Source organism: Nitratireductor sp. PBL-C9 (genome assembly GCF_050877045.1).
GTDB lineage: Bacteria > Pseudomonadota > Alphaproteobacteria > Rhizobiales > Rhizobiaceae > Nitratireductor > Nitratireductor aquimarinus.
Genome location: NZ_JBPAXW010000008.1, coordinates 184,411 through 207,649 on the forward strand (window position 1 = coordinate 184,411; position 23,239 = coordinate 207,649).

At 62.6% G+C, this 23,239-nt stretch carries 24 protein-coding genes; 7 read left to right on the forward strand and 17 right to left on the reverse strand.

The annotated features are described in order from the left end of the window. Positions 1-33: 33 nt before the first annotated feature. Positions 34-894: a cytochrome c oxidase subunit II gene (gene coxB / locus ACRTG1_RS17550; RefSeq protein WP_162742254.1), complete on the reverse strand. Its 861-nt coding sequence runs from the start codon at positions 892-894 to the stop codon at positions 34-36. A 395-nt stretch (positions 895-1,289) separates the two neighbouring features. On the opposite strand from coxB, the gene ACRTG1_RS17555 reads away from it, so the two are divergent. From ACRTG1_RS17555 to ACRTG1_RS17565, 3 genes are all read left to right on the forward strand, one after another. Next, positions 1,290-1,760, forward strand: coding sequence for an invasion associated locus B family protein (locus ACRTG1_RS17555; RefSeq protein ID WP_224873325.1), 471 nt, complete (start codon positions 1,290-1,292; stop codon positions 1,758-1,760). Positions 1,761-1,855: 95 nt separating this feature from the next. Continuing rightward, complete coding sequence (gene tldD, locus ACRTG1_RS17560; RefSeq protein WP_317089081.1) at positions 1,856-3,274, forward strand: metalloprotease TldD; 1,419 nt, start codon at positions 1,856-1,858, stop codon at positions 3,272-3,274. A 2-nt stretch (positions 3,275-3,276) separates the two neighbouring features. Next, on the forward strand, positions 3,277-3,975 hold the full coding sequence (locus ACRTG1_RS17565) for an NAD-dependent deacylase (protein ID WP_210347651.1): 699 nt from the start codon (positions 3,277-3,279) through the stop codon (positions 3,973-3,975). Between the two features lie 31 nt (positions 3,976-4,006). Here the strand turns inward: ACRTG1_RS17565 and ACRTG1_RS17570 are convergent, their stop codons facing one another. From ACRTG1_RS17570 to aroC, 7 genes are all read right to left on the reverse strand, one after another. Continuing rightward, positions 4,007-5,248 carry a class I SAM-dependent RNA methyltransferase gene (locus tag ACRTG1_RS17570; protein ID WP_432516736.1) on the reverse strand — a complete coding sequence of 414 codons (1,242 nt, stop codon included), beginning with the start codon at positions 5,246-5,248 and terminating at the stop codon, positions 4,007-4,009. After that, positions 5,245-5,979, reverse strand: coding sequence for a TlyA family RNA methyltransferase (locus ACRTG1_RS17575; RefSeq protein ID WP_432516737.1), 735 nt, complete (start codon positions 5,977-5,979; stop codon positions 5,245-5,247). The genes ACRTG1_RS17570 and ACRTG1_RS17575 overlap by 4 nt, the downstream gene beginning before the upstream one ends. Before the next feature lie 78 nt (positions 5,980-6,057). After that, positions 6,058-7,998, reverse strand: a complete 1,941-nt coding sequence (gene dxs, locus ACRTG1_RS17580; RefSeq protein ID WP_210344198.1) for a 1-deoxy-D-xylulose-5-phosphate synthase — start codon at positions 7,996-7,998, stop codon at positions 6,058-6,060. Between the two features lie 152 nt (positions 7,999-8,150). Further along, positions 8,151-8,402, reverse strand: coding sequence for an exodeoxyribonuclease VII small subunit (locus tag ACRTG1_RS17585; protein ID WP_113154519.1), 252 nt, complete (start codon positions 8,400-8,402; stop codon positions 8,151-8,153). A gap of 3 nt (positions 8,403-8,405) precedes the next feature. After that, positions 8,406-9,332, reverse strand: a complete 927-nt coding sequence (locus ACRTG1_RS17590) for a histone deacetylase family protein (protein WP_283799443.1) — start codon at positions 9,330-9,332, stop codon at positions 8,406-8,408. 141 nt (positions 9,333-9,473) lie between these two features. Further along, positions 9,474-10,577: a 3,4-dihydroxy-2-butanone-4-phosphate synthase gene (gene ribB / locus ACRTG1_RS17595; protein ID WP_432516738.1), complete on the reverse strand. Its 1,104-nt coding sequence runs from the start codon at positions 10,575-10,577 to the stop codon at positions 9,474-9,476. Positions 10,578-10,588: 11 nt separating this feature from the next. Beyond that, positions 10,589-11,689: a chorismate synthase gene (gene aroC / locus ACRTG1_RS17600; protein ID WP_113156212.1), complete on the reverse strand. Its 1,101-nt coding sequence runs from the start codon at positions 11,687-11,689 to the stop codon at positions 10,589-10,591. A 201-nt stretch (positions 11,690-11,890) separates the two neighbouring features. Here aroC and ACRTG1_RS17605 point away from each other — a divergent pair, with 201 nt between their 5' ends. Further along, positions 11,891-12,139 carry a DUF1344 domain-containing protein gene (locus tag ACRTG1_RS17605; RefSeq protein WP_113154517.1) on the forward strand — a complete coding sequence of 83 codons (249 nt, stop codon included), beginning with the start codon at positions 11,891-11,893 and terminating at the stop codon, positions 12,137-12,139. A gap of 3 nt (positions 12,140-12,142) precedes the next feature. Here the strand turns inward: ACRTG1_RS17605 and ACRTG1_RS17610 are convergent, their stop codons facing one another. From ACRTG1_RS17610 to ACRTG1_RS17625, 4 genes are all read right to left on the reverse strand, one after another. After that, positions 12,143-12,733 carry a histidine phosphatase family protein gene (locus ACRTG1_RS17610; RefSeq protein ID WP_113154516.1) on the reverse strand — a complete coding sequence of 197 codons (591 nt, stop codon included), beginning with the start codon at positions 12,731-12,733 and terminating at the stop codon, positions 12,143-12,145. A gap of 117 nt (positions 12,734-12,850) precedes the next feature. Continuing rightward, positions 12,851-13,669 carry an enoyl-ACP reductase FabI gene (fabI, locus tag ACRTG1_RS17615; RefSeq protein ID WP_113154515.1) on the reverse strand — a complete coding sequence of 273 codons (819 nt, stop codon included), beginning with the start codon at positions 13,667-13,669 and terminating at the stop codon, positions 12,851-12,853. Between the two features lie 155 nt (positions 13,670-13,824). Then, positions 13,825-14,775 (reverse strand): DnaJ C-terminal domain-containing protein, encoded by a 951-nt coding sequence (locus ACRTG1_RS17620; protein ID WP_113154514.1) that lies wholly within the window; start codon positions 14,773-14,775, stop codon positions 13,825-13,827. A gap of 119 nt (positions 14,776-14,894) precedes the next feature. Then, the gene (locus ACRTG1_RS17625; protein ID WP_432516785.1) at positions 14,895-15,293 is read right to left on the reverse strand and encodes an RT0821/Lpp0805 family surface protein; all 399 of its coding nucleotides are present in this window, start codon (positions 15,291-15,293) and stop codon (positions 14,895-14,897) included. Between the two features lie 122 nt (positions 15,294-15,415). On the opposite strand from ACRTG1_RS17625, the gene pdxH reads away from it, so the two are divergent. After that, entirely contained in the window at positions 15,416-16,033 is a 618-nt protein-coding gene (gene pdxH, locus ACRTG1_RS17630) for a pyridoxamine 5'-phosphate oxidase (RefSeq protein WP_283799254.1), read from the forward strand. Between the two features lie 3 nt (positions 16,034-16,036). Here pdxH and ACRTG1_RS17635 read toward each other — a convergent pair whose 3' ends face one another. Together ACRTG1_RS17635 and ACRTG1_RS17640 are read right to left on the reverse strand one after the other, a co-directional pair. Next, positions 16,037-16,789, reverse strand: a complete 753-nt coding sequence (locus tag ACRTG1_RS17635) for a crotonase/enoyl-CoA hydratase family protein (RefSeq protein WP_113154511.1) — start codon at positions 16,787-16,789, stop codon at positions 16,037-16,039. 23 nt (positions 16,790-16,812) lie between these two features. Beyond that, positions 16,813-18,582 (reverse strand): acyl-CoA dehydrogenase, encoded by a 1,770-nt coding sequence (locus ACRTG1_RS17640; RefSeq protein WP_432516739.1) that lies wholly within the window; start codon positions 18,580-18,582, stop codon positions 16,813-16,815. 267 nt (positions 18,583-18,849) lie between these two features. Between ACRTG1_RS17640 and ACRTG1_RS17645 the strand changes: the two genes are divergently transcribed. Then, complete coding sequence (locus ACRTG1_RS17645; protein WP_432516740.1) at positions 18,850-19,086, forward strand: hypothetical protein; 237 nt, start codon at positions 18,850-18,852, stop codon at positions 19,084-19,086. 21 nt (positions 19,087-19,107) lie between these two features. Here the strand turns inward: ACRTG1_RS17645 and ACRTG1_RS17650 are convergent, their stop codons facing one another. Beyond that, positions 19,108-19,641 (reverse strand): chloramphenicol phosphotransferase CPT family protein, encoded by a 534-nt coding sequence (locus ACRTG1_RS17650; RefSeq protein ID WP_432516741.1) that lies wholly within the window; start codon positions 19,639-19,641, stop codon positions 19,108-19,110. Positions 19,642-19,818: 177 nt separating this feature from the next. Next, positions 19,819-21,093, reverse strand: coding sequence for a phosphoribosylamine--glycine ligase (purD, locus tag ACRTG1_RS17655; protein ID WP_432516742.1), 1,275 nt, complete (start codon positions 21,091-21,093; stop codon positions 19,819-19,821). A 158-nt stretch (positions 21,094-21,251) separates the two neighbouring features. Between purD and ubiA the strand changes: the two genes are divergently transcribed. Next, complete coding sequence (gene ubiA, locus ACRTG1_RS17660) at positions 21,252-22,235, forward strand: 4-hydroxybenzoate octaprenyltransferase (protein WP_206545838.1); 984 nt, start codon at positions 21,252-21,254, stop codon at positions 22,233-22,235. Between the two features lie 35 nt (positions 22,236-22,270). Here the strand turns inward: ubiA and ACRTG1_RS17665 are convergent, their stop codons facing one another. Beyond that, positions 22,271-22,834, reverse strand: coding sequence for a DUF6101 family protein (locus ACRTG1_RS17665; protein WP_113154507.1), 564 nt, complete (start codon positions 22,832-22,834; stop codon positions 22,271-22,273). Positions 22,835-23,239 lie beyond the last annotated feature (405 nt).

Here is a 23,239-nt window from a genome sequence, read left to right on the forward strand (position 1 = left end):
ACCGCTCCATTTCCTCTCTGGACGTCTGCCGGCTCATTCGCCTGCAGACGCAACTTTCGTATTGCCCTCGACTGCAGCCATCAGCGCCTTATTGGCGCCGGCGAGATCCTCGCCTGCTGCTGCAACCCAGGTGTCATATTGGTCTTGCGCCACGACGCGGATGGCGATCGGCATGTAGGCATGGTCCTTGCCGCAAAGCTCGGAACACTGACCGTAATAAAGGCCTTCTTTTTCAGCCTTGAACCAGGTCTCGTTGATACGGCCGGGAACCGCATCGACCTTGACGCCAAAGGCCGGCATGGCGAAGGCGTGGATCACGTCGCTGGCCGTCACGAGAACGCGAACGGTGGTGTCCACCGGAACGACGATCTCATTGTCGACTGCCAGAAGACGCGGATATTCCGCCTTGTCTTCCTTGCCTGCCGAAGCGCGCTCGTCTTCTTTCAGCATCAGCGAGCTGAAGGAAAGCGGCTCTTCGAGCTGGTATTCGTAATCCCAGTACCACTGGACGCCGGTCGCCTTGATGGTGATGGCCGGCTCTTCCTTGGGCGTGTACTGCGCCGTCAGAAGCTGGAAGGACGGGACCGCGAGGAACAGGAGCACGATCACGGGGCCGACGGTCCAGACGACCTCGATCAGCGTGTTGTGGCTGGTCCGCGACGGCGTCGGATTGGCTTTTGCGCGGAAACGCACAATGCACCAGGCCAGCAGCAGCGTGACAAGGATGGTGATCGGTACGATGAACCACAGAGTGTATTCCTCGAACCAGGTGATCTCCCGCATGATGCCGGTGGCGGCGGGTTGAAAGCGCATCTGCCAGGGCTCGGGTTGCGCAGCAACGGCGCCCGTGGCGAGAAACGGCAGAGTGGCAAGGCCAACAGCGATATTCTTCATAACCCTCGTCATCTCCCGTGGCGACACGACAAAACCGACCGTTCGATTTTGCCGCAAAGGGAATTCTGGCTTTTTATAGGCGCGTTCAAAACATACTCTTATTTGAACCGCAAGGCGGGCGCGAAATGCCACGTGCGGCATTTTTGCACCCCCATCGGCAGGCTCATAGCGCCGTCCTTCATCAAAGTGCAATACCACAAAGCGTCCAAGCGTCCCATTTCCGTCGGAATCATACGCAATTGTTTTCTTTGTCCCCGCATAAACAGGTTATCCCAATCTTTGCTGACACAGTCCCTTTTCGCCAACTGCAAACGCAGGATAAATTGTCCTGATTCGTACGGGAGCCAGGAACAATGAGTATGTCCTTCCTCAAATGCACCGCGGCAGCGCTCGCGATGACCGTCTTTCCCGTACTGGGCGCTCAGGCCCAGCAAAGCGGAACGGTGCGCTCCACCCATGGCGCGTGGTCTATCCTCTGCGACACGCCGGCCGGCGCTTCCAGCGAACAGTGCGCCATGATGCAGAACGTGGTTGCCGAAGATCGTCCCGAGATGGGGCTTTCGGTCGTTGTTCTGCGCACCGCCGACGGAAAGGCGGAAATCCTGCGCGTTCTTGCGCCGCTTGGCGTCCTCCTTCCCAACGGGCTTGGCCTCAATGTGGACGGCAAGGACATCGGCCGGGCCTATTTCGTGCGCTGCTTCCAGGACGGCTGCTACGCCGAGGTGATCCTCGAGGATCAGCTCGTCGAGACCTTCAAGTCCGGTCAGTCGGCCACCTTCATCGTCTTCCAGACGCCGGAGGAAGGCATTGGCATTCCCGTCGATCTGAACGGTTTTGCCGCCGGTTTCGACGCCCTGCCGAAGTAATCTCACGACCGCCTGTCTGAACCGCTGCCGGATCACCACTGGATTGCACGCGCTCTCTTCCCTAAATGGAAGAGAGTTTCGACAGGATATTGTTCATGACCGCCAAATCGCTGCTTGATGCGTTCGACTGCTCGGCCGAACGACTCAAATCTCTCGTTTCCGACACGATCCGCGGCGCGGATGACGGGGAGCTCTTTCTCGAATACCGGGAAGGAGAAGCGCTCGTCTTCGATGATGGTAGGCTGAAAACCGCCAATTTCAACACCGATCAGGGCTTTGGCCTGCGGGCCGTCGCCGGCGAGGCTTCGGGCTACGCGCATTCGAGCGAATTGTCGGAAGCGGCCCTGCGCCGCGCCGCCGATGCCGTTTCCACCGTCAAGGACGGTTATTCTGGAAAACTGGCCGCCGCCCCCGCCGGGACGAATCAGCGGCTTTACGGTGACGAAAATCCGATCGTTTCGCCCGGTTTCGAGGAAAAAGCGAAGCTTTTGCAGGAAATCGACGGCTGGTTGCGGGCAAAGGATCCGCGCGTGCGCCAGGTCTCGGCCTCACTTGCCGCCTCCTGGCAGCATGTGGAAATTCTGCGCGCCGACGGCCAGATCGCGCGCGATATCCGTCCCCTCGTCCGGGTCAATGTGTCTGTCATGGTCGGCGATGGCGACCGGCAGGAGACCGGCTCCTACGGCATGGGCGGACGCAAGAGCTTTGGCGAATTCCTTGCAGAAGATTCCTGGCAGTTCGCCGCCAGCGAGGCGCTGCGTCAGGCGCTCGTCAATCTTGAGGCCGTCCCCTCGCCTGCCGGCACGTTCGACATCGTGCTCGCCAATGGCTGGCCGGGCGTGATGCTGCACGAGGCCGTTGGCCACGGGCTCGAAGGCGACTTCAACCGCAAGAAAACCTCCGCTTTCGCAGGGCTTCTGGGCGAACAGGTTGCCGCCCGTGGCGTGACCGTGGTGGATGACGGCACGATTTCGGAACGGCGCGGCTCCCTCACCATCGACGATGAAGGCACGCCCACCGGACGCAACGTGCTGATCGAGGACGGCAAGCTGGTCGGCTACATGCAGGACCGCCAGAACGCCCGCCTCATGGGCATGGCGGCCACCGGCAATGGCCGGCGCGAATCCTATGCGCATGAACCCATGCCGCGCATGACCAACACCTACATGACCAGCGGCGACAGGACGCCCGAGGAAATCATCGCCTCTGTGAAGAAAGGCATCTACGCCGTTTCCTTCGGCGGCGGTCAGGTGGACATCACATCCGGCAAGTTCGTGTTCGGCTGCACCGAGGCCTACATGATCGAAGACGGCAAGGTGACCCAGCCGGTGAAGGGCGCCATGCTGATCGGCAATGGCCCGGACGCCATGCACCGCGTTTCCATGGTCGGCAACGACATGAGCCTCGACAATGGCATCGGCATGTGCGGCAAGGCCGGACAGGGCGTGCCCGTGGGCGTCGGCCAGCCGCATCTGCGTATGGACCAGATGACCGTGGGCGGCACGCAGACCTGATCATGTTCGAGCGCATCGTCATACTGACCGGCGCAGGCATTTCCGCCGAATCCGGCGTGGACACGTTCCGCGACAGGAACGGTCTGTGGTCCAAGATCGACTATCGCGACGTGGCGACGCCCGAGGGTTTCGCCGCCAATCCGGTTCTGGTGCATGATTTCTACAATATGCGCCGGCGCAGGATCGCCGGGCTTGAGCCCAACGATGCGCACCGCGCACTCGCCCGGCTGGAACGCGAGTTCAAAGGCGAAGTGCTTCTGGTCACACAGAACATCGATGATCTGCATGAGCGGGCAGGCTCCACAAACCTGATCCACATGCATGGCGAACATCTGAGCGCGTTATGCGCCGATTGCGGTGCGCGCACTGCCTGGCAGGGCGACATGTCGGTAGAGACGCCCTGCCCTTCCTGCGGCGCGGTCGGCCACATGCGCCCGGATGTCGTCTGGTTCGGCGAGATGCCCTATCAGATGGAACGCATCTACACCGCACTTCGCGCCGCCGATCTCTTCATGTCCATCGGAACGTCGGGCAATGTCTATCCGGCAGCACAGTTCGTTCAGGAAGCCGGCCGCTCCGGCGCGCACACGATCGAGCTCAATCTCGAGCCCTCCGACACGTTCGATGATTTCGACGAGGCGATCCACGGGCCGGCAAGCCGCGTGGTGCCTTCCTATGTCGACATGCTCCTGAAGGGCTGATCAGCACATTTCGCGGTCAGGCGGAAACGCCCTACCGCCGCTGCGGCTTCTTTTCCAGAAGCGCCACCGCTTCCACATGCGGCGACCAGAGGAACTGGTCGATGGGCGTGACGCTGGTGACGCGATAGCCACCCTCGACAAGGATCGCCAGATCCCGCGCCAGCGTGCCCGGATTGCATGACACCGCCGCAATGCGCCGCACGGTCGAGCGGGCAAGCTGCCGGCACTGGAACTCCGCACCCGCGCGGGGAGGATCGAAAACCAGCCCGTCGAAATCCGCCAGTTCCTTGGCCAGAAGCGGACGGTGGAAGAGATCGCGCTTTTCCGCCTTCACCGGCTTGAGCGACGGCCACTGCCGTGCGGCATTGTCGAGTGCGGCAAGCGCGCCAGCATCGCCCTCGGCGGCGTAGACCCGCGCCTTCTGCGCAAGCCGCAGCGCAAACGTGCCGCTGCCGGCAAAGAGGTCGGCAACATGCTTGCAGCCTTCCAAGTGCCCCGCCACGAGTGCGGCCATCGCGTTTTCCGCCTCGGCGGTCGCCTGCAGAAAGCCGGCCGGCGGAATGGCCACCGGCACACCGCCGAAGAGCACGGCCGGCTTGTTGCCTTCCACGATGATCTCGCCATCGGCGGACAGCCGCGAAACCTGCTTTGAGAGCGCCATGTCCACCACGGCCCGGCGCTGTTTTTCGCCAAGCTTTCCCGCGCCCACAACCGCGATGTCGAGGCCGGACACCGTCTCGGTCACCGTCATATGGAACGGTTTTGGCGTTGCGGCGATGGCCTTTGCCAGATCCCGCAGATCATCCAGCGCCCCCGTGATGCCGGGCGTGGCGACCGGACATTCCTCGATCACGACGATGCGGTGCGTCTGCGCGGCGTTGAAGCCAAGCAGGATATCCGAGCCCAGACGCCGTGCGGTGAAGGTCACGCGGCGGCGCGTCTGCGGCGGACACGCGACAAGCGGCTCCACCGCCACATCGATGCCGCGCGCCTGCAGCGCGCGCTCCACCTTGTCGCGCTTCCAGGCGCGATAGGCTTCCTGTTCCAGATGCTGCACCGCGCAGCCGCCGCAATCGGCGAAATGACGGCACACGGGTTCGGCGCGTTCCGGCACGGCCTGCTGTAGCTTCACCCTGCTGGCGCGCCCCTTGCGCACCTCGGCTTCCACCACTTCACCCGGCAGCGCAAACGGCACATAGACAGGCCCGGACGGCGTGACCGCCACGCCATCGCCCTGTGCACCCAGATGATCAATCGTCAGAGTTTCGTTCATCGGTTCCTGCGCCCGGCCAAAAGAAATTCACGGTTTCCGTCTCCGCCCTCTATGGGCGACGGTGCAAGCCCCACGACCTGCCAGCCGGCGTTCGTCCCCAGCCAATTCTCCAGATCCACCGCTATTTCATCGGCCCGCGCTGGATCGCGCAACAGGCCGCCCTTGCCGATGGCTTCCCGCCCCGCCTCGAACTGCGGCTTGACCAGAAAGATACCGTACGCGCCCGGCGCTGCCAGAGCGAGTGCCGGCGGCAGGGCAAGTTTCAGCGAAATGAAGCTCACATCCGACACCAGAAAATCCGGCGCGCGGCCATTCAGGTCTTCCGCCGTCAGATGCCTTGCATTCACGCCCTCGCGCGATGTGACACGCGGATCGCCCTCGATCCGGGCATCCATCTGCCCGCTGCCCACATCGATTGCCGTGACATGGGCCGCGCCGCGCTCCAGAAGCACCTGCGTGAAACCGCCGGTCGACGCGCCGATATCGAGCGCCTCGGCCCCTTTCGGATCGAAACCGAAGACCTCAAGGCCGCGCAGGAGTTTTAGCGCCGCGCGCGATACATAGGCGCTTGCCGGATCATCGACACCGATCTCGACAGTTGGCGCGACCGTCTGGCCCGGCTTTTTCGCCGGTTTCCCGTCCACCATCACCGTGCCGCGCAGGATCGCGTCGCGCGCGCGGGCGCGGCTGTCGAAAAATCCTCGCTCTGCGAGAAACTGGTCGAGCCTCATCGGAGGGTCCTGCTGGAATTGCGCATTTGGGGTGCTTTACCCGCCTGCGGCGCGCCTGCCAACCGAAACCCGCCGTTTTCAGGCGCGCGCAGCGCTCTCCGCCTGCTGACCAAGGGCGGCAAAGACGGTGCGCACGATGGCCGGGGCATCAAGGCCCGCATCCTCCACCATGCGCTCCGGCTTGGCGTGGCCGATAAAGCGGTCTGGCATGGCCATGGGCCGCACCTTCACACCGCTTTCGAGCAGACCTTCATGCGCCAGGAAATTGAGCACATGCGAACCGAAACCGCCGATGGAGCCTTCCTCGATGGTGATGAGAACCTCGTGTTCCTGCGCCAGCCGGCGAATCATCTCCGTGTCCAGCGGCTTGGCGAAGCGGGCGTCGGCCACGGTCGTGGAAAGACCCGCCGCATCCAGCTCGTCCGCCGCCTTCATGCAGTCTTCAAGCCGGCCGCCCAGCGAGAGAAGCGCCACCTTGGAGCCCTCACGCATGATGCGCCCCTTGCCCAGTTCCAGCACTTCGCCGCGCTCCGGCATCTCGACGCCAATGCCATTGCCACGCGGATAGCGGAAGGCGATTGGCCCGTGATCATGTTCCACGGCGGTGCGCACCATGTGGCGCAACTCCGCCTCGTCCGCCGCCGCCATGACGACGAAATTCGGCAGGCTGGCCAGATAGGTGATGTCGAACGCGCCGCAATGGGTGGCGCCATCCGCCCCCACAAAGCCGGCGCGGTCGATGGCAAAGCGAACCGGCAGGTTTTGCAGCGCCACATCATGCACCACCTGGTCATAGGCGCGCTGGAGGAAGGTCGAATAGATCGCCGCGAATGGGCGCAGCCCCTCCGTCGCCAGCCCGGCGGCAAAGGTCACCGCATGCTGCTCGGCAATGCCCACATCAAAAGTGCGTTCGGGAAACTCCTGCTCGAACAGGTCGAGCCCGGTGCCGGACGGCATCGCCGCCGTGACGGTGACGATCCGGTCGTCCTCGCGCGCTTCCTGAATGAGCGACTGGGCGAAAACCTTGGTGTAGCTCGGCGCGTTCGCCGGCGCCTTGGCCTGCGCGCCGGTGATGACGTCGAACTTGTTAACGCCATGATATTTGTCGGCGGCGGCTTCGGCGGGCGGATAACCCTTGCCCTTCTTCGTCACCACATGGATGAGCACCGGCCCCGTGCCATTGTCGCGCACATTCTTCAGAACCGGGATGAGGTGTTTGAGATTGTGCCCGTCGATGGGACCGATGTGGAAGAACCCCATCTCCTCAAACAGCGTGCCGCCGGTCACATAGCCGCGCGCATGCTCCACTGCGCGGGTGATCGCCCGGTCCACGCCCTCGCCCAGATAGGAGGTGAGTTTCTTGCCGAAATCGCGCACGCCCTGATAGGCCCGCCCCGAGGCAAGCCGCGCCAGATAGGCGCTCATCGCGCCCTGCGGCGGCGCAATCGACATGTCGTTGTCGTTGAGGATGACGATCAGCCGGGCGTCGAGAGCGCCGGCATTGTTCATCGCCTCATAGGCCATGCCCGCCGACATCGCACCATCGCCGATCACCGCAATCACATTGCGCTTTTCGCCAGCCAGCTCATGCGCGACGGCCATGCCGAGACCGGCGGAGATGGAGGTGGAGGAATGCGCGGTTCCGAACGGATCGTATTCGCTCTCCGAGCGCTTGGTGAAACCGTAGAGCCCGCCCTCCTGCCGCAGCGTGCGGATGCGGTCGCGCCGCCCGGTGATGATCTTGTGCGGATAGGCCTGATGGCCCACATCCCAGATCAGCCGGTCATCGGGCGTGTCGAACACATAGTGCAGCGCCACGGTCAGCTCGACCACGCCGAGCCCTGCGCCCAGGTGCCCGCCGGTCCTGGAGACCACGTCGATCAGTTCGGCGCGCAGCTCGTCAGCAAGCTGAGGAAGCGCATCCTCGGAAAGGCGTTTGAGATCGGCAGGAATGCCGACCGTATCGAGAAGTGGAGTCTCGGGTGGCGATTTCACGCGCGTCACCTCGGCTGTTTGCATCGCTTCGACATAGGACGTCAGCTATCCAAAGTAAACGCAATGCGATGAAACAGTACAGTTTCAAGGGAACATAATTTTTCATGATGCAAATACAAAACAACCTCCGCACAAACAAATGTACAAAGGTTGCCGATATTTTGGATTTTCCGGACTCAGCTTTCGTCGAGTGGCTCGCTGCCGGCTGCCTGCCCCTCGCGTGAGAGGCGGATCTTCTCCACCTTGTCCTCGGCCGCCTTGAGCAGCTGGTCGCAGTGCTTCTTCAGCGCCTCGCCGCGCTCATAGATCCTGATCGACTGGTCGAGCGGCACGTCGCCGCGCTCGAGATCCTCAACGATCTTCTCCAGCGCCTCGAGCGCCTGCTCGAAGCTCATGCCCTTGATGTCGCTGTTGGCTTCTTCGGCCATCTCTCACCCCTTTAACAAGCGGCCGACATGCGCAGCGACCGACACGGAAAGTCCCTGCAGGTCGTACCCACCTTCAAGCAGGCTGACAAGGCGACCCTGTGACAAACGATCGGCCCGCTCCATCAGAACGCCCGTCGCCCAGTCGAAATCCTCGGCGTCCAGATTGATCTCGGCAAGCGGGTCGCGGCGGTGCGCGTCGAAGCCTGCCGAAATGATGATCAGATCGGGCGAAAACCGGTCGAGCGCCGGCAGAATGACCTTGTCGAACGCCTCGCGGAAAACCTCCGAACCGGAGCCGGCGGCAAGCGGCGCGTTGAAGATGTTGCCCGCCCCCGTTTCATGGGCCGCACCCGTTCCCGGAAAGAGCGGCATCTGGTGCGTGGAGCAGTAAAGAACGCTCGGATCGTCCCAGAAAATCTCCTGCGTTCCGTTTCCGTGATGCACGTCCCAGTCAACGATGGCGACACGCTCCGCGCCGTGCTTCTTCTGGGCATGGCGCGCGGCGATGGCCGCATTGTTGAACAGGCAGAACCCCATGGCGCGGTTCTTCTCGGCATGGTGGCCCGGCGGACGACCTGCCACGAACACATTGCCGGTATCGCCGGAAAACACGTCGTCCACACCGGCCAGCGCGCCGCCAATGGCGGTCAGCGCCGCTTCAAAGCTCTTCGGACTGATGATCGTGTCTTCATCGATGCGCGCCATCCCCTCTTCGGGAATGTTCGCCTTCACCTTGTCGAGATGCTCCTGCGGATGTGCGTAGAGCACGGTCTCTTCATCGGCGAGCGGCGCTTCCAGCCGCTCCAGATAGGTGAAGGGCTCGTCGTCGAGCCGATCCACGATCACCCGTAATCGGTCCGCCCGCTCCGGGTGGCCGGGTGGTGTGATGTGCTCACGGCAGATCGAATGCGTGTAGAAACGGGTGTTCATGTCATAACTGTAATTGCCAAAGCATAACTTGGCCATGACAGGATTTCGCGCAGTGGTCGCATGTCAACAGGCTTTCACCCGGCCTTTTGGGCCGGATGGAAGCTCTCATGCCCGCTGCCACAGCCCCTGGGGCTGTTTTTCTTACATGATGTCGGTCGAAGCGATCTCGATACCGAAACCTTCAAGCCCCACATAATGGCGCTCGCGGGAGGCCATCAGCTTGATCGAGGAAATGCCCAGATCCTTCAGGATCTGCGCGCCAAGGCCGATCTCGCGCCAATCGCTCTCGCGCCGCAGGGCTTCGTCATGATCCTCGCGGTCTTCGTTGCCGGCCGGACGGCGGCGGTTCTGATGGGCAACGCCCACCGACCCCTCGCGCAGATAGACCAGAACGCCACGGCCAAGGCCGTTCATGCGCTCCATGGCCTCGCGCAGACGCTCTTCCGTGCCGAACACGTCCGTCACCACGTCCTCGGTGTGAAGACGCACGGGAATGTCGACGCCGTCGCGAATGTCGCCGAAGACGATAGCGAGATGCTGCATGGCTTCCCAGGGAAGCGTGTAGGCATGGGCCTTTGCAGGGCCGCTCGGCGTGTCGATGTCAAAACTCGCCACCCGCTCCACCAGCGTTTCCTGACGCTGGCGATAGGCGATGAGATCGGCGACCGACACCTGCTTAAGGCCATTCTTCTCGGCAAAGGCGGAGACTTGCGGTCCACGCATCACCGTGCCGTCATCATTGACCAGTTCGCAGATCACGCCGATGGGCGGCAGGCCGGCGAGCTTGCACAGATCGACAGCCGCTTCCGTATGGCCCGAACGCATCAGCACCCCGCCCTCGCGCGCCACCAGCGGGAAAATGTGTCCCGGTCGCACGAAGTCGCCGGGGCCGACATTGGGGTTCGCCAGATTGCGCACGGTCAGCGTGCGGTCATCAGCCGAAATGCCGGTGGTCGTGCCATGTTTGAAATCGACGCTGACGGTGAAGGCCGTGGAATGCGGCGCATCGTTCTCGGCCACCATCGGCGTCAGGTTCAGCCGCCGCGCTTCGCCCTGCGGCATGGGTGCGCAGACAATGCCGGAGGTATGGCGCACGATGAAGGCCATGTTCTCGGGCGTGCAGTGCACGGCGGCGACAATCAGGTCGCCCTCGTTCTCGCGCCCGTCATCATCCATGACAACAACGATCTCGCCCTTTTCAAAGGCGCGCAGGGCTTCAACGACCTTCTTCTGGTCATAGGGCATGGGAAAACTCCTCAGATGCGACCGGTCTGGCCACGGTGCCGCAGATAATGATCGGCGATTGCGCAGGCCACCATTGCCTCGGCAATCGGCACCGCGCGGATGCCCACACAGGGATCGTGCCGGCCCTTGGTCAGAACATCGACCTCATTGCCGTCCCTGTCGATGCTCTGGCGCGGCGTCAGGATCGACGAGGTTGGCTTGACGGCGAAGCGCGCCACGATGGGCTCACCGGTGGAGATGCCGCCCAGAATGCCGCCGGCATTGTTGCTCAGAAAGCGCGGGGTTCCGTCATTGCCCATGCGCATCTCGTCGGCGTTTTCCTCGCCGGTGATCCGCGCCGCCTCGAAACCATTGCCGATCTCCACGCCCTTCACGGCGTTGATCGACATCAGATTGGCGCAGATATCCTGATCGAGCTTGGCGTAGATCGGCGCGCCGAGACCGGCCGGCACGTCTTCCGCCACAACCTCGATCACCGCGCCCACCGAAGAACCCGCCTTGCGGATGCCGTCGAGATATTCGGTGAACACCGGAACCGAGTTCGGGTCAGGTGTAAAGAAGGGATTGTCTGCATTGCCGATGAAATCCCAGTCCCAGTTGGCCCGGTCGATTTCCTTCTCGCCCATGGCGACAAGCGCTGCGCGCACATTCATGCCCGGCACGACCTTGCGGGCGAGCGCGCCTGCGGCAACCCGCGTCGCCGTCTCGCGCGCCGAAGAACGGCCACCGCCGCGATAGTCGCGCAGACCGTATTTCGTCTCGTAGGTGTAGTCCGCATGCCCCGGCCGGAAGCGCCTGGCGATCTCGCCATAATCCTTGGAGCGCTGGTCAACATTCTCGATCAGCATGGAGACCGGAGTGCCGGTGGTGATCAGCGTTTCGCCGTCCTCATCCGGCAGCACGCCCGACAGGATCTTCACCTGATCGGGCTCGCGGCGCTGGGTGACGAAACGCGACTGCCCCGGACGCCGCTTGTCGAGCTCGGCCTGGATCTCGGCCAGCGTGAAACGAATGCCGGGCGGGCAGCCATCGACCACGCAGCCTATGGCCGGGCCATGGCTCTCGCCCCAGGTGGTGACACGAAACAGATGACCGAATGTGTTGTGAGACATGAATGCAGGCTTCCAGAAAACAGACAGCCCGACCATCGAGCGCGTCCCCGAGAGCCGGTCGTTTCGCTTCTATTGGCCTTTGCGGGTGCGGTCAAACCGGATTGCCTAATGCGAAAGTTTTGACACAATTAGGTGGTTTACAAAATTGAAGGGATTCGCGCCCCGGATACGGGCGCCACATAGAAATCCGAGAGGTGTGGAATGCGCATTTTCGCCGCGGCAGTGGGATTATTAATGCTTGCCTCATCCGCCTTTGCCCTCGACGCCGAGGGCAAGGTTCGCAATGTGGACCCGGACAATCTCACCATCACGCTTGAAAATGGCCAGACCTACAAGCTGCCGAGCGAGATGGACGTTTCCGCCATTCAGCCCGGCATGGAAGTGGTTCTCGCCTATCGGGAAGTCGACAATGGCGTGAAGCAGATCACGGACATGCTTCTGCCCGAGTGAGCCTTACAGCCAGTCTGCCGAACCACTCTCAAACCGCAGGATGCGATCCTGCGGTATGGTGAGCGCAGCCGCTTCATCGCTGGACGCATGGCCCAGCAGGTAAAGAAGCGAGCGGATCACGCCGCCATGGGTGACACAGACGGTCGGCCCCTTGACCTCTCCGAGCCACGGCTTGATGCGCTCAGCCAGCTTTTCATAGCTCTCTGCATTGTCGCCCGGCGGGACAAAACCCCATTTGTCATTTGAACGGGCTGCCGTGCAGCCGGGATTTTCCGCTTCCAGCTCGGCATAGGTAAAGCCCTGCCAGTCGCCAAAATTCAGCTCCATCAGCCGGGGATCGGTGCGGTATGCTTCGCGCGGCAGGCCAAGGCCTGCGCGCACACGCTCCATCGTCTCGCGCGTACGTCGTAACGGGCTTGCGACAAAATCAAAGCCATCCGCATTGTGATCGAGAAGATCGGCAAGGCGAATGCCATTACGGTCGGCCTGAACCTGACCAACCGCATTGATATCAGTATCGGCCTGCCCCTGAAGACGCTCTTCGGCGTTCCAGGCCGTCTGGCCGTGTCTGATGATATAGAGGGTGGGAAGCACTGCGGGCCTTCTGACTTGGAGCATCGGACCGAAAAGCAGGAACCGGCTTTCGGGTATTCCGATGCTCCATCACTGGTTAGGATCGTCCTTTGCGCGTTCGAATGAACGCAGGCCGATCTACTCCGTCACGACAGAAATATCGGGAGCGTCCACGGCCTTCATGCCGACCACGTGATAGCCGGAATCGACATGCAGCACTTCGCCCGTCACGCCGCGCGAAAGATGCGACAGCATGTAGAGAGCAGAATCGCCCACCTCATCGGTGGTGACAACGCGCTTGAGCGGCGAGTTGTACTCGTTCCAGCGCAGAATGTAGCGGAAATCGCCGATGCCCGAAGCCGCCAGCGTCTTGATCGGGCCAGCCGAAATGGCGTTGACGCGAATGTTGCTGCCGCCCAGATCGACCGCCATATAACGCACGCTCGCCTCAAGCGCGGCCTTGGCGACGCCCATGACATTGTAGTGCGGCATCACCTTCTCGGCGCCGTAATAGGTGAGCGTCAGGATGGAGCCACCATCGGTCATCAGCGGCTCGGCGCGCTTGGCAAGCGCGGTGAGCGAATAGACCGAGATGTCCATGCTGCGCAGGAAGTTGTCGCGGCTCGTATCGACATAACGGCCGGTCAGCTCGTCCTTGTCGGAGAAAGCGACGGCATGGACCAGGAAGTCCAGCTTGCCCCACTCCTTCTCAAGCTTCTCGAACACCGCATCGACGCTGTCCATGTCGGTCACGTCGCAGTGACCGGCGACGATCGCGCCCAGCTCTTCAGCCAGCGGCTCGACGCGCTTCTTCAGGGCGTCGCCCTGATAGGTCAAAGCAAGCTCTGCGCCGGCATTGGCGCACGCCTTGGCGATACCCCAGGCGATCGAGCGGTTGTTGGCGACACCCAGAATGAGCCCGCGCTTTCCGGCCATCAGGCCATTGCCACTTGTCATGGAATGGTTCTCCGAATTCAATTGCCGAAGCGTCATGCTTTCACCAGAAGGCGCGGCGCTTCATCACTCCAACTACCTGCATAGCACGACCGGGCGATTCCCGACCGCGCAATATAAATAAGCCGGCAGCCCTATCGCACAGCCCGGCGAAGGCATCAAGCCGATTGGCGGAACAATGCCTCAAGCGCCGGATCTCCGCCTTCCGGCAGCATGATCTGGATATGAGCGTAAAGGTCGCCGTTTCCATCGGTCTTCAGCGGCAGGCCGCGCCCTTTCAGACGCATGGTGCGGTCAGAACTTGTCCAGGCCGGAATGGTCAGCGCAAGCCGCCCCGTCGGCGTTTCAACGGGCACTTTCGCGCCCAGAACCGCATCACGCAGGCTCACCGGCAGATCCACATGCAGGTCCCGGCCCTCAACGCGGTAGCGCGGGTGCTTGCGGAAGCGCAGCTTGACCAGCGCATCGCCGCGCTCGCCAAACGGCGTCTCCTCGCCCTGCCCCTTGAGGCGGATGGTCTGGCCGTCTTCCACGTGGCGCGGGAGCTTGACCGCGATGCGCCGCCCGCCCGGAAAGATGGCCGTGACCTTGGAAGCCTTTGCAACGTCCTCGATATCGACATCCAGCGTCGCGTTCAGATCGCCCATGCCGCTCGGGCGCTTGTGTCCAGCGCCAGCGCGCCGTCCCTGACCGGCAGGTCCGCCCTGCTGCGAAAAAGCATCACCGAAGATCTGGCTGAAAATGTCCGCGCCGCTGAAACCGGCCCCATCGGGACCGCCGCTTCTGAATTCGAAATGCTGCGCACCCGGGCCGCCCCGGCCCGACCGCCGGAAACCGCCAAACGGATCACCGCCCGCGCCCCCGCCTTCAAAACCGGTGAAACGCGGCTTGCCTTCGGCATCGATCTCACCGCGGTCGAAAGCGCCGCGCTGTTTCTCGTCGCCCAGAATTTCATAGGCCTGCCCGATTTCTGCGAAGCGCTCCTTGGCCTTCGGATCGTCCGGCTTCTGGTCCGGATGATACTTCTTCGCCAGCTTACGGTAAGCCGATTTTATCTCCTTGGACGAGGCGTTCTTGGCCACGCCCAACACGTCATATGGATTGCGCATGTGCAGCTCTATTCCTGATCGTTCCGCATTATACGGCAAAACGTTCGTGAATTCGGGGTGTTGTTCACTATATGCGTCTGGCTAGGAAGAAATTCCAGACCCCGCGCCCGAAACAGCCGCTAAACCGCCTCGAACGCCTGTATCTGCCATCCGAACTCGGGCGTTGGACAGACCGTCCCGCGATAAAGTCCGACGCCATCGAAACTTTCACGCGAGGTCACGAAGCGGCGGCAGGTGCCGGTCTCGTCATCGAAAATGGCGGTGACAACGCCGCGCACATCATTTTCCGGATCGTCCCAGGAAAGAGGCGGCGCGCCGTCGAGACTGTCGCCCATGCCGCCGACCATGGCGTGCAGCATGGCGTCCGTCCCTGTCGGCAGCGGTGCAGGCTTCACGGGTTGAGACATGAAGTTTTCCGGCATCGGCACCGGCGCAATGGAACCCGTCACAACCGAACGGTCCACATCCGGCGCTCCAGGATCAAGCGCCGAGACACTGCACCCGGCCAGAAAAATCACCGCTGCAGGCGCGACACAGCGCTGCAGAACATGCAGAGCCAAGGCCTTGCCCCGAACTGGCGCTTGCTTTGCCCCCGACAATCGGCATTCTCCCCGTAGATAACGCGAACCAGGCAGCCAGTATGATTGACGAGACGTTAAAATCCGGTGACTTCACCGAACGCAGCGAGCCTTTTCGACTCTTTGCCGAATGGCTCGAGGACGCCACGAAATCCGAACCCAACGACCCCAATGCGCTGGCGCTGGCGACCGTCGATCCCGATGGAATGCCGAATGTGCGCATGGTGCTACTGAAAGGGTTCGATGAGCGCGGCTTCGTCTTCTACACGAATTTCGAGAGCGCCAAGGGCGGTGAAATCCTGAGCGCGGAAAAGGCGGCCATGTGCTTTCACTGGAAGAGCCTGCGCCGTCAGGTGCGCATTCGCGGACCGGTGGAGCAGGTGAGCGACGCGGAGGCGGACGAGTATTACGCGTCGCGGCCGCGCGGAAGCCGCATCGGCGCATGGGCATCAAAACAGTCGCGCCCGCTGGAAAGCCGCTTTGCGCTGGAAAAGGCGGTTGCCGAATACACCGCCAAATATGCCGTGGGCGCAATCCCGCGCCCGGCGCACTGGTCGGGCTTCCGCATCGTGCCGAGCCAGATCGAATTCTGGCACGACCGTCCGTTCCGCCTGCATGACCGCGTGGTCTTCACCCGCGACGATCAGGGCGCGTGGCAGACGAAACGGCTCTACCCGTAAGCCTCAGGACGCCTTGCGGCTCATGAAAGCCATGAAGGCGGCGCGCGCCTCATCCGATTTGAGGCGCGCACGAAAATGCTCCGCCTCCTCGCGAATGCGCGCGATCACGTCGTCGCGCGGACCGCGCAGCAGATCGCGGGCGATCTTCAGCGCCTCCGGCGGTTTTGCCACAAGCGCCTCGGCAGCCGCAAACACCGCCTCTTCGAGCGCCTCTGCCCCCACAACCCTGTGAATGAGCCCCGCAGCACAAGCATCGGCTGCCGGCAACCCCTCGCCCAGAGCCAGAAGGGCAAACGCCCGCTGCTGCCCCATGATCGCCGGAGCGAGCAGGCTGGAGCCCGCTTCAGGCACCAGACCGAGATCGACAAAGGGCGTGGAGAACACGGTCGCGGGCGTCGCGAAGGTCAGGTCGCAATGCATGTGGATCGTCGTGCCGATGCCCACCGCAACGCCATCGACGCCGGAGACCAGAGGCTTTGCCGCCCCTGCCAGCGCCAGAAGGAAATCATAGACCTCCTGACCGCCCTCGCCGCCCGTGGCGACGGCCAGAAAATCGGCCAGATCATTGCCGGCGGAAAACGCGCCCTTCTGGCCCAGAATGACGTGGCAGCGCACGTCCGCATCCTCATCGCCGCGCTTCAGCGCTTCGGCCATCGCCGCATACATGGCGCGGGTGATGGCGTTCTTCTTTTCAGGCCGGTTCAGGCGGATCACCTGCACCGCACCGCGCCGCTCGATCAGAACATGTTCGCTCATGGTTTCTCCTCCTCCCGGAACGTTCAGGCCGAAAGCAGCGCGTCAGCCGCCGCATCCAGACTGTCAGCGCCGCCGATTACCTGCTGCCTGAGCGTTGCCGTCTCCACGAGCAGGTTTTCCGCCATGAAACGCACCAGAACGGCGTGGTCGGGCCGGTCGCCGGCGGCAAGCGCCCGCGTGTTCAGCGCAACGCCGATAACCAGCGAGAAAAGCCGCAGATAAGGCGTTGCGCCGCAAAGCGCCTCGTTCACCCGCCCCTCGGAGAGCGCCTTGGTGAGATACGCCGTTGTCTCCTCCAGATCATCCAGCGCCTGGCCCAGCCTTTCCGCCGTTGCGCCAAGCCCCGATGGGTCCGAGAGCGCGGCATGGTCGGCCCGCAGCTCGTTTAAGAATGCCGCCATCGCCTCGCCACCCTGAAGCGGCAGCTTGCGCATGACGAGATCGATGGCCTGAATGCCGTTGGTGCCCTCATAGATCGGCGCGATGCGGGCGTCGCGATAAAGCGCGGCAGCACCCGTCTCTTCAACATAGCCCATGCCGCCATGCACCTGCACGCCAAGCGAGGCGACATCCACGCCCACATCGGTGGAGAATGCCTTGGCCATGGGCGTGAGAATGTCCGCGCGCGCCTGCCAGGCCTTTGCCTCATCGCCCTCACCGAGCCGCGCCCGGTCGATCGCGTAGGCGCAGGAATAGGTGATGGCGCGCGCCATCTGCGTCTGCGCCTTCATGGTCAAAAGCATGCGCTTGATGTCGGGATGCGCCACGATCGGGCTCATGCCTTCGCCCTTAGAACCTGCGGCGCGGCCCTGCCGACGGTCCTGCGCATAGGCCAGCGCTTTCTGCGTGGCGGTTTCGGCAATGCCCACACCCTGCATGCCGACTGCCAGCCGGGCGTTGTTCATCATGGTGAACATGCAGGCCAGACCGCGATTTTCCTCACCGATCAGCCAGCCGACAGCGCCCGGCGTGTCGCCGAACTTGCCGTCGCCATAGATCATGGTGCAGGTGGGCGAAGCGTGGATGCCGAGCTTGTGCTCCATGGAGGCGCAGAAGGCGTCATTGCGCGCGCCGAGCGATCCGTCATCATTGACGAAGAATTTAGGCACCAGAAACAGCGAAATGCCCTTGGTGCCCGCCGGCGCATCCGGCAGCCGCGCCAGAACCAGATGCACGATGTTGTCGGTGAAATCGTGCTCGCCATAGGTAATGAAAATCTTCTGGCCAAAAATGCGATAAGTGCCGTCGCCCACCGGCTCGGCCCGCGCCTTGAGCGCGTTGAGGTCGGAACCGGCCTGCGGCTCCGTCAGGTTCATCGTGCCCATCCATTCGCCGGAAACGAGCTTTTCCAGATATTTTTTCTGCAGCTCGGGCGTCGCATGCTTGTCGAGCGCCTCGATTGCGCCGACCGTCAGCGTCGGACCGATGGCGAAGGCCATGGAGCCGGAATTCCACATCTCGAAGGCGGCGACCGAGAGAAGCGTCGGCAGCGCCTGCCCGCCGAATTCCTCGGGCGCGGCAAGCCCGTTCCAGCCACCCTCGCACCAGCGGCGATAGAGATCGGCCCAGCCCGGCGGCGTGGTGACGGCCCCGTCCTTCAACACCGCACCCTGTTCGTCGCCCACCCGCGCCAGCGGCGCGATTTCTTCGGCTGCAAAGCGGCCTGCCTCCGCCACGATGGCGTCGACCAGATCTTCCGACAGATCGCCAAACCGGCCGCTGTCGAGGTCAGCGGCAAAGCCGGTGACGTGTTTCAGGGTGAAGGCGATTTCATCGACAGGGGCTCGGTACATGCTGCAATCCTCCTGATGTCCGGCGAGACCCTAGCCGTTCAGCAAAGCGCTCGCCATCATACATTGGCGCAAGATTGATATTTTCTCTTTACGTAAACGTCAATCTTAGAAAGCTTGCAGTGTCTGATACCAGGGTCGGATCACGATGCGGCCATCCAGCGGCGCGAAGGACGCTCCAAAGGTTCGACGGCACATCGAAGTTATCGAAAACCGGTTTCCACTTTTCGGTTCGGTGCGGTAGAAACCGGCCAACGGAAGGAACGCCCCATGCTTGCAAGACCTGAAAAACATCGCTGCATCGAATGCGGAAAGGCACTCGGCATGCCGGGCTTCACCTATCATGAGGGCGACATCGACAACGGCCCGGCCTACTGGACCGACCGCGGCATTCTCTGCACCATCGAATGCTCGCTCGCCCACCACAAGAAGCGTGCTGCGGAGGGAACCCTGCCCGACAAGCCCGCGCCCGATCCCTTCGAGACGGAATATCAGTTCGAGGACTAGGCGGCTGGGGCGACGCAGCACCTATCGCGCGAAATCCGAATTGCGCGCCCCGCCTCTCCAGCCCCTGAGGACCAGATCCGTATTGTGCTCTGCGCCATCGAGGGACTGTAGTTCGAGATCATAATTCTTTCCGAGATGCACCGTCTCGAAATCACGCTGCGCACTGCCCACAGGCCGGTCTCCACGCGCCGCCTCCCGCTCGTTGAGAACAATCAGCGGGCAATGAAGCCCGACGAAATAGACATCGAATGGCGCAAGCAGCGCCTGAAGCTCGGGCAGCCATGCGTCGTCATCCAGAATATGTTCAAGGATCAGATTGTTCCCCGCCCTCGCATAGGCTGCCAGAGACGCGTGAAACCCCTTGAAGAAGGCGGGCCTGGCGGCCTGCCAGTCGAAATCGCCGCGCCGGAACCGCTGTAGCGGCAGAACTCCGGCATCGCGCAGATGGTCTATCGAGACATGCCAGAAAGGCAGCTCAATGCGCGCCTGAAGCGCCCGCGCAAGCGTCGACTTGCCGCTGCTCGAAGCGCCGTGGAGAAAGATGATCTGGGTCATGGAGAGCCCGGTGTCGTTGATACGCTTCTAACCGCCCCGCGTGACGGAAGATTGACATGAAGCGCAGTCTCAAAGCACGCGGCGGCCCGCTTCACCTGCTCCAACCATCACCGGCATTGAACGATTTCACATTGTCATCGGCATGAAAGGCGTCATGCGCGCAGTCGGCATCCCGCCTCAGCCTTCGCGCTCCACGGCGCGCCAGCCAATGTCGCGGCGGCAAAAACCTTCCGGCCAGTCGATCAGGTCCACTGCGCGATAGGCGTTCTGCTGCGCTTCCGTGACTGAAGCGCCAAGCGCCGTGACATTGAGAACGCGCCCGCCATTGGCCACCAGAACACCGTCCTTCAGTGCAGTGCCGGCGTGGAAGATTTCGACATTCTCATCCGCAGCCGCTGCCTCGAGCCCGCGGATCGCCGTGCCCTTTTCCGGGCTCGCCGGATACCCGTTGGCCGCCAGCACCACGGTAAGCGCTGCCTCGTCGCGCCAGCGGGCAGAGACATGCGCAAGCTGACCGTCCACCGCCGCATTGAGAAGCGCCAGAAGGTCTTCCTTGAGGCGCATCATCAGCACCTGGCATTCCGGGTCGCCGAAACGCACATTGTATTCGATGAGCTTGGGGCCGTCCTTGGTCAGCATCAGGCCCGCATAGAGAACCCCGGTGAAGGGCGCGCCCATCTCCGCCATGCCCTTGAGCGTCGGCTCGATGATTTCGGCCATGGTGCGCGCCAGAATGGCTTCGTCCAGCACCGGAGCCGGCGAATAGGCGCCCATGCCTCCGGTGTTCGGACCCGTATCGCCATCGCCGACACGCTTGTGGTCCTGCGCCGTGCCGAAGGGCAGCGCCGTCGCGCCGTCACACAGGCAGAAGAAACTCGCCTCTTCGCCTTCCAGAAATTCCTCCACCACGACCGAAGCGCCCGCCTCGCCGAAGCTGCCGTCGAAACACTCGTCGATTGCCGCAATCGCCTCGTCTTCCGTCATGGCGACGGTCACGCCCTTGCCGGCGGCAAGCCCGTCGGCCTTGATGACGATGGGCGCGCCCTGCTCGCGCACATAGGCGCGCGCGGCCAACGCGTTCTCAAAGCGGCCATAGGCTGCGGTGGGAATGCCGTAGCGGTCGCACAGTTCCTTGGTGAAGCTCTTGGAGCCTTCAAGCCGGGCAGCGGCGGCGCTCGGGCCAAACACGCGAATGTCCGCAGCGTTCAGCGCATCGGCAAGCCCCGCCACCAGCGGCGCTTCCGGGCCGACCACCACGAGGTCGACGCCTTTCTCACGGCAGAACGCAACGACGGCGTCATGGTCCGACACGTCGAGCGCAACGCATTCGGCATCCTGCGTCATGCCGGGATTGCCCGGCGCGGCATAAAGCTTTGTCAAAACCGGGGAGGCCGCAAGTTTCCAGGCGAGCGCGTGCTCACGGCCGCCGGATCCGATCAAGAGAACATTCATGCCACGCATCCCCACTTGTTCAATTGTCGCTTCGGGCTATGGCTCTTTGCCGCGAAAATCAAGGCGCAGATGCCAACTTCCCACGACAGAAACGCTTGACGCGCGCATCAGGCCTTGCCACTCCCTCCTGAAGGAGACAACAAGAAGGAAAATGCGTCATGGAAAAGATCCAGTCCCGTCAGGGTCAGGGCCGCGTCTCGGATGCCCCCTCCGGACACTGGGTCTATCGTGTCATGCCGCAGGCCATGTGGCCCTATGCGCAGCTTGCCCGCTGGGATCGCCCCATTGGCTGGCAATTGCTTCTGTGGCCCTGCTGGTGGTCCGCCGCGCTGGCCGCAGCCGCCTATGCACGGCCCGGCGCGCCTCTGGAAGACGTGCTGCCTTCGCTCTGGCACCTGGGGCTTTTCCTCATCGGCGCGATCGCCATGCGTGGCGCCGGCTGCACCTATAACGACATCGTTGACCAGCGCATCGATGATGCGGTCGAGCGCACCCGTTCGCGCCCCCTGCCCTCCGGTCAGGTCTCGCGCAAACAGGCCTGGGCCTTCCTCATCGCGCAGGCGCTTGTCGGTCTTCTGGTGCTTGTCCAGTTCAACATCTTCGCCATCGCGCTGGGCTTTGCCTCGCTTGCGGTCGTGGCGATCTATCCCTTCGCAAAGAGATTCACGGACTGGCCGCAACTCTTTCTGGGACTTGCCTTTTCCTGGGGTGCGCTGATGGGCTGGGCAGCCGATTTCGAAAGCCTCACGCTTGCGCCCGTGCTGCTCTATTTCGGCTCGATCCTCTGGGTGATCGGCTATGACACGATCTATGCGCATCAGGACAAGGAAGACGACGCCATCGTCGGCGTGCGTTCAACCGCACGCCTGTTTGGCGACAGGACCCGTCAATGGCTGATTGCGCTTTATGGCGGCGCGCTTCTGTTCTTCGCCGTCGCCTTCGCGCTCGCTGAAGTGCCGATGCCAGCACTCGCCGGTCTGATCGCCGCCGGCGCGCATATGGCGCGTCAGATCCGGGTCATCGACATCGACAATCCGGACCAGTGCCTTGCGCTCTTCCGTTCCAACAATGTGGTTGGCTGGCTGATTTTCCTGGGCCTTATCGGCGGCAGCCTGTGGGCCGTCATCAGCCCACAGTTCTAAGGCAACTTTCCAAGACTGTTTTCTAAGGCTGCGGTTCAGTCGCGGGCGATGATCTCGTCGCCCCCGACAACCACGCGCACACCGAGGCTTCCGCATTTGCGGCGGGCGAGAAAGCGCGGACGGCGCGCACGCACCGGGCGGCCCTGACGGCGCTCCTGCGGCGGCGCGGCCTTCACTTCGCCAATGCTCTCTTCAAGCGCATGGGCAAGACCATCATCCTCGATCATGAGCATGGGCAGGCCAAGCGCTTCGGACCAGGCGCGCCAGTCAGCGGCCACATCGTCCAGATCGTCCGCCACCAGAAGCGGCACGCACAGCATCGGATCGGAATGGTGCAGTTCGAGCGTGACGGTCACGTCACCGAAATCATCTTCCATGGCGCGGGCAGCCACGCCACGAAATGCGCGCGGCGGCAGCGCAAAGGTCACCGGCAGGCCGCTCTGGCTGAGCAGACGCCGCATCCGCACACCACGCTGATTGATGGTGAAGGACACCTCACCGAATGCATCATGCGACGCATAGCTCACCGCCTGCGGCAGATGAAAAGGGTCGAGCCGCATCGCGCGGCCCGCCCAGACTGGCTTAAGCCCACCGTTCATGTCTTTGCCTTCCTGTCACTCCTGAGAGCCGGTTTTCCGGTTCTCTCACCGGGTCGTTTTCGACCTCGTTATGGGATGCACTCTAGCGATGGCCCGTTACCGGCAGGCTTAGAAAGTCAGTTAAATTTTGCTGACCTTACAATTGGTTAGCGATTTCCAACCGGGTGTAACAGTCTGGAAAGTCCCGTCACCGGAACGTAAACGGCATTGCCCAAAGGCCCGAAAGACAAGGGGTGGCGCATTGGGTTTCTGAACCCGCAAGTGCCCGCCAGAGCCCTCACGCTGCGTCAGAAAGCTTGCCTGCCCACTATTTAATTGCATGCGCAAGCAAATAAATTGACACCATCTGTGCAAATCAATATGTATGCGCATGCAACTAGATGGAAACCAACCACCCGGCCCTGC